At 38.7% G+C, this 11,804-nt stretch carries 12 protein-coding genes; 3 read left to right on the plus strand and 9 right to left on the minus strand.

From position 1 onward, the window contains the following. Window positions 1–14: 14 nt before the first annotated feature. Together A9501_RS02355 and fabA are read left to right on the plus strand one after the other, a co-directional pair. On the plus strand, window positions 15–1,781 hold the full coding sequence (locus A9501_RS02355; RefSeq protein WP_179855774.1) for an AAA family ATPase: 1,767 nt from the start codon (window positions 15–17) through the stop codon (window positions 1,779–1,781). 164 nt (window positions 1,782–1,945) lie between these two features. After that, window positions 1,946–2,479 (plus strand): bifunctional 3-hydroxydecanoyl-ACP dehydratase/trans-2-decenoyl-ACP isomerase, encoded by a 534-nt coding sequence (gene fabA, locus A9501_RS02360; RefSeq protein ID WP_048952668.1) that lies wholly within the window; start codon window positions 1,946–1,948, stop codon window positions 2,477–2,479. Window positions 2,480–2,563: 84 nt separating this feature from the next. On the opposite strand, the gene hybG is transcribed toward fabA, so the two are convergent. The 8 genes from hybG to A9501_RS02400 all read right to left on the minus strand — a co-directional run bounded on the left by hybG (window position 2,564) and on the right by A9501_RS02400 (window position 9,741). Continuing rightward, complete coding sequence (hybG, locus tag A9501_RS02365; RefSeq protein WP_065245732.1) at window positions 2,564–2,839, minus strand: hydrogenase maturation factor HybG; 276 nt, start codon at window positions 2,837–2,839, stop codon at window positions 2,564–2,566. Window positions 2,840–2,868: 29 nt separating this feature from the next. Continuing rightward, window positions 2,869–3,378: a hydrogenase-2 assembly chaperone gene (hybE, locus tag A9501_RS02370; RefSeq protein ID WP_065264785.1), complete on the minus strand. Its 510-nt coding sequence runs from the start codon at window positions 3,376–3,378 to the stop codon at window positions 2,869–2,871. A gap of 91 nt (window positions 3,379–3,469) precedes the next feature. Further along, window positions 3,470–3,943, minus strand: coding sequence for a HyaD/HybD family hydrogenase maturation endopeptidase (locus A9501_RS02375; RefSeq protein WP_065264786.1), 474 nt, complete (start codon window positions 3,941–3,943; stop codon window positions 3,470–3,472). After that, window positions 3,943–5,652 (minus strand): hydrogenase 2 large subunit, encoded by a 1,710-nt coding sequence (hybC, locus tag A9501_RS02380; RefSeq protein ID WP_065264787.1) that lies wholly within the window; start codon window positions 5,650–5,652, stop codon window positions 3,943–3,945. The genes A9501_RS02375 and hybC overlap by 1 nt, the downstream gene beginning before the upstream one ends. Then, window positions 5,652–6,878 (minus strand): Ni/Fe-hydrogenase cytochrome b subunit, encoded by a 1,227-nt coding sequence (gene hybB / locus A9501_RS02385; RefSeq protein WP_065264788.1) that lies wholly within the window; start codon window positions 6,876–6,878, stop codon window positions 5,652–5,654. The genes hybC and hybB overlap by 1 nt, the downstream gene beginning before the upstream one ends. Continuing rightward, a complete protein-coding gene (gene hybA / locus A9501_RS02390; RefSeq protein WP_005636015.1) occupies window positions 6,871–7,911 on the minus strand; it encodes a hydrogenase 2 operon protein HybA in 1,041 nt (346 codons plus the stop codon). The genes hybB and hybA overlap by 8 nt, the downstream gene beginning before the upstream one ends. Before the next feature lie 2 nt (window positions 7,912–7,913). Next, the gene (hybO, locus tag A9501_RS02395; RefSeq protein WP_065264789.1) at window positions 7,914–9,059 is read right to left on the minus strand and encodes a hydrogenase 2 small subunit; all 1,146 of its coding nucleotides are present in this window, start codon (window positions 9,057–9,059) and stop codon (window positions 7,914–7,916) included. A 211-nt stretch (window positions 9,060–9,270) separates the two neighbouring features. Beyond that, on the minus strand, window positions 9,271–9,741 hold the full coding sequence (locus A9501_RS02400) for a hypothetical protein (protein ID WP_065264790.1): 471 nt from the start codon (window positions 9,739–9,741) through the stop codon (window positions 9,271–9,273). Between the two features lie 160 nt (window positions 9,742–9,901). Between A9501_RS02400 and A9501_RS02405 the strand changes: the two genes are divergently transcribed. Next, the gene (locus A9501_RS02405; RefSeq protein ID WP_065264791.1) at window positions 9,902–10,285 is read left to right on the plus strand and encodes a helix-turn-helix domain-containing protein; all 384 of its coding nucleotides are present in this window, start codon (window positions 9,902–9,904) and stop codon (window positions 10,283–10,285) included. Between the two features lie 50 nt (window positions 10,286–10,335). Here the strand turns inward: A9501_RS02405 and trpCF are convergent, their stop codons facing one another. Then, window positions 10,336–11,775: a bifunctional indole-3-glycerol-phosphate synthase TrpC/phosphoribosylanthranilate isomerase TrpF gene (gene trpCF, locus A9501_RS02410; RefSeq protein ID WP_065264864.1), complete on the minus strand. Its 1,440-nt coding sequence runs from the start codon at window positions 11,773–11,775 to the stop codon at window positions 10,336–10,338. Window positions 11,776–11,804 lie beyond the last annotated feature (29 nt).

Below are 11,804 nucleotides of genomic sequence, written 5' to 3' on the forward strand. Positions count from 1 at the left end.
TTTTCAAAAAGAGAGTGACTGTGAGTTCATTTTTTCCTCAACAAGCCTTGGATTGGCAAGCGTTGCAACCAGATCTAGCTATAACTGAATTCCCACCAGAGACGGTTGATTTTTGGTCATTACAACCTAATGCTAAACAGGCTCTATCTGTATTTTTACGTCATCCTAGTCGTTTTTTGCTAATGCTTAAAGCTGATGATCAAGCTGAATATGCTTCGTTATTGGAATCCTTTACTAAGTTGCATCATCATCGTGAACAATCGGTTTTTGGCGTAAATTATGTTGTTGAGCAAGGAGACGCTTTTTCTTTTCCACGTGTTTATACAGAGATGGCCCATTCCCTAGACGATAATTTTGCTACGCTAGGTGAGGTGGTGAACGCACTTTATTGTGATCAATTTCAATTGTTTGGTTCTCTTCGTGTTCATCCTAGTTCGCATGATATTCAACTAAATCCTGGATTAGTTCATCGTGCAAATGGAGGAGTATTAATTTTAAGTGCAGCAATGCTATTATCTCAGTTTGACTTATGGTTACGACTAAAGCAAATTTTACAAACACAAACTTTTGATTGGTATTCAGCTCATCCTTTTAAACACTTGCCCTGCGATGTGCCTAGTTATAAGCTTAATTTGAAAGTTATTGTGCTTGGAAATCGCACAGAATTGGCAACTTTAGGTGAGTTAGAAGAATCATTATATTCTTTTGCTGATTATGCTGAAATTGAGAGTTATATTTCAGTGGCAGAAGTTGAATCTCAAAAGATGTGGGCTGGTTATGTGAATAAAATAGCACAAACACTTAATGTTGAAATGAATTTTTCTGCACTCAATAAATTATATAAATTATTAGTACGAGAAAGTGAAGATCGATTTCTCATTAATATTTCACCTCTTAAACTTAAAGAAATGTTACAAGATGTAGTGACATTAACGGGTAATTCAATATTAAGTGCGGATGATTTTGAAGCTGTTTTTCAAAGAAAATCTATACAATATGGCTTTTTGAAAGAGCAAACTTATGCAGATATTTTAAATGAACAAGTCTATGTAGAGACCCAAGGGGAAATTGTTGGACAGATAAATGGGCTTTCAGTGATTGAATATCCAGGCACGCCGGTGAGTTTTGGTGAACCCTCACGTATTAGTTGTATTGTCCAGTTTGGTGAAGGGGAAGTTATTGATGTTGAAAGAAAAAATGAGCTTGCAGGAAATATTCATAGTAAAGGTATGATGATTGCTCAAGCTTGTCTTTCTAATATTCTTGATCTCCCTTCTCAATTGCCTTTTTCTGCATCATTGGTGTTTGAACAGTCTTACGGTGAAATTGATGGTGACAGTGCATCGCTTGCAATTTTCTGTGTATTGGTGAGTGCTTTATCTGATTTACCACTACCTCAAAACATTGCGATTACAGGTTCTATCGATCAATTTGGTTTGGTTCATTCAGTAGGCGGTGTAAATGATAAAATTGAAGGGTTTTTCACAATTTGTCAGCGTCGTGGATTAACAGGCAAGCAAGGTGTGATTATTCCTATGACAACTATACAGCAACTGAGCCTATCTGATGAAGTTAAAAGTGCGGTAAAAAATAATGAATTTTTTATTTATCCAGTAGAAGATATTTATCAAGCCTGTGAGTACTTATTTGAACGTGATTTATTAGATGAAAATAAAGAATATTCAGAAAAAACAATGCCTATTTCTCGTTTAATTCAACGTAGGATTGAGAATCGGCTCGATTCTGAAAAAAAAGGATTTTGGGATTTTTTTAAATCTTAATTAAAAAAGCGAACATTTGTTCGCTTTTCTTTTAGTTATAATTAAACGGCACTGATCCGACTAGTTCTGCTAACAAGTGTTCGCTATTTACAGATTTATTTATTCTTTCTAGAATATACTCAATCAGTATACTACTGAAATTATCATGTATATAGGAAGGTAAAATGCAAAACACTTGTACACCTAATAAAAAAAGCAGTTATTCATATGATGATTTGCTTGCATCAGGTCGTGGTGAGTTATTTGGTAACGATGGGCCTCAATTGCCTGCACCAACGATGTTAATGATGGACAGAATTATCGAAATGAATGAAGAAAAAGGCGCATTTGGTAAAGGTTATATTGAAGCAGAGCTTGATATTACCCCTAATTTACCTTTTTTTGGCTGTCATTTTATTGGTGATCCAGTTATGCCTGGGTGTTTAGGGTTAGATGCAATGTGGCAACTTGTAGGATTCTACTTAGGCTGGATTGGTGGCAAAGGAAAAGGTAGGGCATTAGGAGTTGGTGAAGTAAAATTTACTGGACAGATTTTGCCAACGGCTAAAAAAGTGATCTATCGAATTAATATGAAACGTGTTATTAATCGTAAGCTTGTGATGGGTATGGCTGATGGTGAAGTTGAAGTTGATGGACGTATCATTTATACCGCTACAGATTTAAAGGTAGGTTTATTTCAAGATACTTCAGCATTTTAGTTTTATAGAGTGGACAGGTATATCCTGTCCTACTCTTATAGGATTAAGCGATGAGATAAATTACATCGGATCAGTATGTTATCTTTATTTTTGATTCAATCCTAAAAAGTCACCTACTTCATGTTCTAGTTGACTCATAGCGAGTAGGGCTTCTTGGGTTTTCTTGGCTTCATCTTCATCAATAACACTCATTGCAAAGCCTACATGAACGAGCACCCATTTGCCAAGTAAATCGGCAGGATCTCCACTGCAGACTAGTGAAATATTCACATCACGTTGTACGCCACATACATCCACGGTGGCAAGTTGAAGAGCGCTTTCGCCAATCTTAACAATTTGGCCTGGAACACCTAAACACATAATACTTTCACTCCTATTGAAATTTGTGCCTATTTTACTATCGCGCGGAATAAGTTACGTCGATCTGGATCAAAAGTTGTTGCTTTTGTTGGCATTGATAAAATCATTCTGAGGCAATCTTGTGCGAGTTGAGCTGCTTGAGTATTTGTCATGGCAGGATCAATCGGAGAATGAAGGGAACAACTAAGATATTGTGGAATATTTTCTAAACTACTCACTGTGAAGGTGAAGGTTTTATAGGGTAGTTGTACTGAAAGTTTATCGCCAATTTCACGCGGTTCCCATTCTTGATCTTTGCCTGGTAAAATGACAATGCTCAACATCCAAGGTGTCACAACCGTACCTATCCATTGGTTTTCAAAAAGTACAAATTTAGGACAATAGCAGTCGATACTTTTTCGATAGAAAGGAAGATCTTTCATTTCTTCTGAAACTTTTCGCATTTCGTTTTGGAAGATTGAAGATGGATCTTCGGCGAAGCCTTGAATGGCACCTTCAAGTGCGGTGGTATTTTCTGGTGTTTTTTCGTGTCGATACATAATTATTAAAATTTATAGAGAGGCGAATTTCAACAATTCACGTATACCATAAGAGCAAATTATGGCATGCGTGAAATGTATTATTTCTCATCTACATTTGAACGTGAAATCCATACTCTTTCAAAACGTTTTCTAATGTTTTAAAAATTTCTGGAAATTGTTTTTGAATTGTTTCACTTAATGCAATCTGCGGCTCAAAAGTTTCTGGTTGAATCCCAATTAAACATAGATTTTTGGGGAATTCATCCGTTAATTTTAACGCAGAAAGCACATCACAAATACCAAGTTGATGTGGTGAAATTTTACGCGAGAAAAATACTGGCACTTGCTCATCATGAAGCACAATGATTTCTCCTGGCTGTTTATTGGCAAGTACAGCATCAATGATGATGATATGCTCACGATTCGCCATTTCATCCAGTAATTCCATGCCGCAAGTGCCGCCGTCAACCACATCAAAGTGCGGTAAAATTTTAGGGCGATTTTCTAGGGCTTGGGCGATTCGTACGCCTACCCCTTCATCGCCGAGTAAAATATTACCAACACCTAAGATTAATGGTTTCATTAGAGCACCTTCACTTGTGTGACTTCACCATTTTCTGTATTCACAACATGCACTGCGCACGACATGCAAGGGTCGAAAGAGTGGATGGTACGCACAACTTCTAATGGTTTTGTCGGATCTGCTACGGGTGTGCCGAGGATGGAAAGCTCATAAGGCCCCATTTCATCATTCTGGTTACGAGGGCCTGCATTCCAAGTCGATGGTACAACGGCTTGATAATTTTCGATTTTGCCATTTTTAACGACAACCCAATGAGAGAGCATGCCACGAGGTACTTCACCAAAACCAACACCTTTAAATTCACCTGTTTGTGGAATGTCTGTTTTGAGATAAGCAACGGTATCACCAGTGCCAATATTATCAACAAGTAGTTTCCATTGTTGTTCAAGAATATTATTTAGCACACAACAATGTACGGTACGAGCAATAATACGTCCTAAGGTTGAATGTAAATGGTCAACAGATAAGGTATTGCCGCTTAATTTTTCATACAACCCTTTAATATGGTTAAAGTGATGTAATGTATCTTTATTTTCGTTGGCTAAGTTACACATTAAATAGGCAAGAGGGCCCACTTCAACAACTTTTCCGTAGAAACTTGGTGCTTTTACCCATGAATATTTGCCTTCATCTTGCCAGCCTGTATATTTCGGACGTGTTAAACCAGCCCAAGGTTCAAGCGGTTCATCGTCTTCATACCAAGCATGTTTACCACTTTCTTTAATGCCTTTCACAACAAATTCATCTTTTTGTTGCGTAATTGGACGGAAGGTTGAAATATCAAAGTTTTCAATATAGCCACCCGTTAGAACAAATTTAGAATTATCACCATCAATTGGATATTCAGGCACAGAAAGGTAGTTGCCTGATGTTTTACCAAGATTGAGCCATTCTGGGTAATAAGCCGCAATGATCGCCGCATCAACACGATAAACTTGGGTAACAAAGTCATTTAAACGATCAATACAGGATTTTACAAACATTAAACGTTCTAAGTTTAATACTGATTGAGAGTCTAAGTTGATTGGGTTTGCTACACCACCAATTGCTAAGTTTTGAATGTGCGGTGTTTTTCCGCCGAGTAATGCCACAATACGGTTACAATCACGCTGACATTCAAGGGCTTGTAAATAGTGAGCCACTGCGATTAGGTTTACTTCCGGCGGTAATTTCATGGCAGGGTGACCAAAATAACCGTTAGCAAAAATACCAAGCTGACCGCTTTCAACTAAAGATTTAATTTTATTTTGTACATTGCGGAATTCATTTGCACTGTTTAGCCCCCATGTTGAAACACCTTTAAGCATTTCAGCTGCTTTATCAGGATCAGCATTCAGTGCCGCAGTGATATCCACCCAGTCCATCGCAGAAAGTTGATAAAAATGAACGATATGGTCGTGCATACTATGAGCAGAAAGAATCATATTGCGGATATATTGTGCATTCACTGGCACCTTGGCGCCGAGAGCATCTTCCACTGCACGCACACTTATAATGGCGTGAACGGTTGTACAAACGCCACAAATACGTTGCATAATCATCCAAGCATCACGCGGATCTGAACCTTTCACAATATTTTCCATACCACGCCACATTGTGCCTGATGACCAAGCGTTGGTTACTACGCCATTTTCAATTTCACAATCGATACGCAAATGGCCTTCAATGCGTGTGATAGGGTCGATTGAGATACGTTTTTTTTCAGTCATTATTCTGCTCCGCTCATTTTTTTACTGAATTGTGCTTTTTCGGCAATAATTTGTTCCGAGTCTTCATGATGTTTTTCTTTCAACACTGGTAAGACAGGGAATAGACGAATTATTAAAATATAGGCGCAAATTTCGATGGATACGAAACCAATAGAAATTAGCAATTCTTCTGCTGATGGGAAGTAACGATAGCCATTACCAGGATCGTACATAATCATTGAATAATTTAAACGCCATAGGGCTGCGCCGAGTAACATGCTCAAGGCTGAGATAAATAGCCAACGTGAATCAGATTTTTTCTCACCAAGAAATAAAGTGAGTAATGGTAATGTCATTAGCCATACTTCCATCCAAAACATCCAAGCTTCAAATTTACCAAGTTTATCGAATCCGAATACATAATGGAGTTTGTCATGGTAAATCAATTCGCCAAAGCGTACTGCAAGGAAAAGTGCGATTAATCCCGCGGTGACTTTTGCAAGTTGGGTAAAGAGTGAACGTTCATCTGGTGTTTTTCCTGCCAAACCTGCGCGCACTAAAGAACCTTCAAAAATGACGATAGAAAAGCCCATAATAAATGCAGTGAGCAATGATAAGATTGGTAATGCTTCATAGCTTTGCCATACTTGATGAACTTTATGGCCAGCGGCGATCATTAATGATCCCATAGATGATTGGTGCATCATCGGCAATAGTGCGCCAAGTGCGATGACAAAGAACATAATTTTGTTGAGCTTATTAAACCATTTTTTCAATCCTAAGAACCCGAGCCAAACTGGTGCAAATTCAAGGGTCACGACAATGATGTAAATTGTCATACAAAATGCGGTTTCAAATAACACCGAGTTTGTATTGAATTGACCTGGAATGTAGAAGTAAGGCAAGTGCCAGTAACGCCCCATATCAATCGTGATGGAAAGACCACCTAATGAATAGCCGAATAAGCTTGCAAGCAATGCGGGACGCACAAGAGGGTGATATTTCCCTTTGTTGAAAATATATACTGTCCAAGCTAATGCCCAACCACCACAGGCAAAACCTGTACCTACAAGTAAGTCAAAGGAAATCCATAAGCCCCAAGGATAACCGCCGTTAAGTGCGGTGACGGAACCGATACCTAAGAACAAACGTTTGATAATTAATAAGATACAAATTACGGCCAAAGGTGCAAAAAAGAGAATACTGGCGGAAATTAATCGACCACCTACCGGACGTGGATTACCCATGATGTTCATCCTCCGCTTCTTCCATTTCTTTACGTGCTTGGCGCATTGCTTCTTTTTGCGCTTCAATTCGTTCACGAATCTTATCGCCGTGCATATTCTTATAAGTCATCATTGTTAAACCAGCTAACGCCACCAGTGGCAATGCCAAACCGCGATACAAGAAGTGCTGTAAATGTGCTGCGCGTGCACCTGTAGCAATATCATCTAACTCAGGGAAACCTAAATTTTCTTGTGGAACCGCACTTAACACTAATACTTGTGTACCGCCCCCTTCTTTTTCACCGTAAATACGATATTGATAGGCTGGCACAGTTGCGCGATAAGTGTCTTTACTGTTTACATGTTGGCGAGGATAGTCATATTCTGTGCCACGTAATAAACTTAAACGACGTTTTGCTTCTGCTAAAAGTTCTTCACGGGTACCAAAAATAATTGCCCCAGTTGGACAAACATGACAACAACCTGGTAATTCACCTTTATCTAAGCGTTCCACACCTTTTTGGTTGCAAAGTTCACATTTGCTGATTTGACCAAATGGATTGTCGTAATCATATTTTGGCACATCAAATGGACAGCCTACCATGCAATAACGGCAACCAGTACAAATATCAGGATCGTATTTAACAATACCTGTTTTAGGATCTTTGGTTAAAGCCTGTACTGGACAAACGGAAACACAGTTTGGATCAACACAGTGCATGCATTGTTTTTTAACATAAGCATAACCGTTTTCTGTTTTATCTTTATTTTTGCCGTCGCCATCGCTCCATACTTGAATCACGTTGCGTGTGAACGGAGTGAGTTTGTCATTGTTTGCCCAGGTTTGCTCACCTTTTGGATTGACAGGAGTTTTGTTCACTTGCTGACATTCTGCGACACAAGCCTGACAGCCAACGCAAAGTGTGGAGTCATAAAGCATCCCAAGTGCGCCAGGAATTGGTGGAAGATTTTCCACCGCTTCCGCTTTTGCTACGGGCAGACCTGATGTGACTGTTCCCAGCAGACCTGCTTTTAGGAAATTTCGTCTATCCATCTTTAGTGTCCTTGATCTTGATTGGCTTGTTTGTCTGCTACTTTGTTTGCTTTATGTTGTTTGCTTAATTCTTTCAATGTCACAACGCTGACGCCCGCTAAAATGGCTGCGGCACCGCCTAATAAGCCAATCGCCGTCATTGAGGCACCTTCGCCTTCAATATTGTTCACATCTGGTTTTTCCACCCGTGGCGTTGGATTTTCGACGTTCGCTAATTGGAAAATGCCTTTGGTAAAACCGATACCTTGATCGTTACAGCCATAGCAAGGATGTCCGATACCCACTGGCCAGTTATTACCACCAACATCACAGAATTCTAATGTAGAGCAGTTGCCGTAAGTTTCAGGCCCTTTACAACCTAAATGGTATAAACACCAGCCATGACGATGACCATAATCGCCAAATTCTTTTGCGAAACGGCCTGCATCAAAGTGCGGTCGGCGATAACAGTTTTCATGGATTAGACGGTCATAAGCAAACAATGGACGATTTAATTTATCCATTGCTGGTAATTTTTTATAAGTGATGATATAGGCAACGGTTGCCAAGAAATTATGTGGGTTAGGAGGGCAGCCAGGAATGTTAATAATTGGTGTGCCTTTTGGTAAAACTTCAGAAAGACTGACCGCACCTGTTGGATTGCCACCGCAAGATGGAACACCGCCCCAAGATGAGCAAGATCCAATGGCAATAATAGCTGCGGCACCTTTTGCGGCTTCACGAATATGTTCCACAATTGGTTTGCCTGCCACCATGCAGTAAACACCGCCGTCTTTAATTGGAATGGAACCATCCACTACAAGCACATATTTGCCGTAATAATTATGGATAGCATTATGTTTATTTTCTTCTGCTTGTTCACCAAATGCGGCAGAAAGTACTTCGTGATATTCAAGGGAAATTAAATCTAGCACGAGATTTTCAACAGTTGGGTGGGTTGCACGCAGTAAAGATTCAGTACAGCCAGTACATTCTTGCGCACCAATCCAAAGTACGGGTGGGCGTGCTGGACTGGTCATTGCCGCCGTCATTTCAGCACCCGCTTTAGAATTTAGCCCCATCGTAGCCGCAAGTGCGGTACATAATTTCATAAAATCTCGGCGAGAAACATCTGCTAATGCAGAAAAAACGCCATCCGGATTATTCATAGTATCACTCCAAAGACACACATTTATTGTGGGAATTGGCCAATGATAAATGTTTTCTCCAAAAAAAATTTGATCATAATCATGAAATGAAGAATTTATAGAAAAAATATGTCACAAATTGTGAATGGAATGTTATTTTAGATGAGAAGGATTCTTGTTTGTTTGTTTTTAGGGAAGAAAAAAGGCTGCAATGTTGCGCAGCCTTATTATGTTATTTTTTCTTTTGAGGTCGAGCGGATGTATTTTCTTGGATATCTTTATCGCCACATTCAAAAATTTGTGCGCTGATTCTATAGCCAGTAATATGGCTTTCTATTGCATAGCCTTCTTCATCTAATGGGCAACGATTTATACAAATTGGTTTTTCTTCAACAATTCGTAATGTAATTCTTTTTCCTTTACCAATTGCTTCAGCAGCATTATTTCTAAGATCATTGAGCGCACTATCTCTCAAGGTCTCCCGAGTAACTGAGCCACGAGTATATAAGGTAGATGGATTAGTTGTTTCCTTGCCTTCCGCCTCACCTAACACTTTACAACCGTAGGGAGTAGAACGCACTGTTGTAATTCCTCTTGCTTCAGGATTTAAAGATTTCCCTTCATAAGGCACAAATTGAACACAGCCAGATAATACTGTGGATGCGATTGTAGTTAAAATAATACTAGGTACTAACTTTTTCATTTTTCATTCCTTAATATGTTGTTTATTAAGCCTTTTATTTAATCGTATTGGTTATTAGGAGAAGAAATGATACACTAGCTACCAATTAATCTACACCAATAAAAGGGAGTGTTTGCTCTCCTTTTTGTGGTGAAAAACATCAAATTAGGTAAAATCTAAAATGAATCTTAATCAAAAAATTCGTACAATACGTGAACAAAATGCGTTATCACAAGAAGATATGGCAACGAAGATGAATATGTCTGTTAATGGCTATGCGAAGATTGAACGTGGAGAAACAAAATTGCGTCTAGATAAGTTAGAGCAGATTGCACAGATTTTTAATTTGGACATTGTAGAACTGCTTTCTTCAGATCAGCAAAATATATTTTTGATTAATGAACATAGCAACTTAAGTTCTAATTATTACGGTAAAAGTAGTGGTAACGATTTTGTGATTGAAAAACTGAATTTGATTATTATGCATAAAGATGAGCTTCTCCAAAAACAATCTGATGAAATTGCATCACTGAAAAAAATAATCGCCTTACTTGAACAAAAATAATATTAAAAATAAAGCACCACTGAAATTCAGTGGTGCTTAAACAAAAAATTCTAGAACGAGTTAAAAATTTTTTCAAAAACTAACCGCACTTTTTCTTCATTTTTTACGCCCGCAGAACTTTCTACTCCAGAATTAAGATCCAAGCCTAAGCAATTTTGTTGAATGGCTTGTTCCACATTATTTGGTGAAATACCTCCGGCTAAAATAATCTTATGTTTAAGATGTTCAGGAATTAATGACCAATCAAAGGTTTTTCCTGTGCCACCTTGTTGGTTCTCTGTTTGGCTATCAAAAATATAACGTTCCACATTCAAATCATCGGTAAAATCGACCGCACTTTGGGTTTCAGTATTGACCGAAATCGCTTTCCAGATTTGCGTGTTTTTTGGTAGTTGTTGGCGAAGTGCGGTAATAAATGCTTCAGTTTCTACACCATGTAATTGCACCGCGTAAAGCTGTAACTGGCTGGCTATTTTTACGATAAAGTCAATTTCTTGATTCTGAAAAACACCAACAAATCGAAGTGGAACAGCGGTTACCAATTCTTGCGCTTGGCGTAAACTCACACAACGTTTTGAATGTTCTGCGAAGATTAATCCGCCGTAAAGTGCGCCGTTTTCGTAAACGATTTTGACATCTTGCGCGCGCGTTAAACCGCATACTTTATTTTCTCCAAAAATCACTGAGCGAACCGCATTATTCAAATCTTGGTTGCCCATTAAGCTGCTCCCAATTAAGAAACCATGCGCCACTTTTTGTAATTGACGAATTTGCTTATGGTTGTAAATGCCTGATTCGCTAATAATACGTATATCAGCAGGGATACGGTTGGCGTATTTTTCAGTGAGTTCAACAACACGATTTAAATCCACAGTCAAATCATGTAAGTTACGATTATTGACACCAATAATTTTCGCACCAAGCGCAAGGGCACGTTCAAATTCTTCTTCATTGCTGGTTTCTGTCAATACGCCCATACCAAGAGAATGCGCAAGATCTGCCAGCACACGATAAGTCTCATCGTTGACGACGGAAAGCATTAATAAAATCGCATCCGCTTGATAGTAGCGAGCAAGGTAAACTTGATATTCGCTAATCATAAAATCTTTGCAAAGCACAGGTTGGCTCACGATATCGCGAACTAAAGGCAAGAACTCAAAATTCCCTTGGAAGTATTTTTCATCTGTCAGAACAGATACAGCAGAGGCATAATGTTTATAGACATTGGCGATGTCTTCTAAATTAAATTCAGCACGAATTAATCCCTTGGAAGGGGAGGCTTTTTTACATTCTAAAATATAGGCGGGCTTTTGATGCGTGCCTTTTGCTAACGCCGCATAAAAAGAGCGGTCAGATTTTTGAATCTTTTCTTTAAATTGTGAAAGCGGAAGTTCCTTTTCTTTTGCTTGAACCCATTGTGCTTTATCAAGCACAATTTTTTGTAACACCGTAGCGGAATCAATGGGTTTGGTAAAATCTTGAGTGATCATCATTTTTCTTCTTATTGTGGCGTATCAAA

The sequence above is a fragment of the Haemophilus sp. CCUG 66565 genome, from assembly GCF_001679495.1.
In the GTDB taxonomy this organism is placed as follows: Bacteria; Pseudomonadota; Gammaproteobacteria; order Enterobacterales; family Pasteurellaceae; genus Haemophilus; species Haemophilus haemolyticus_K.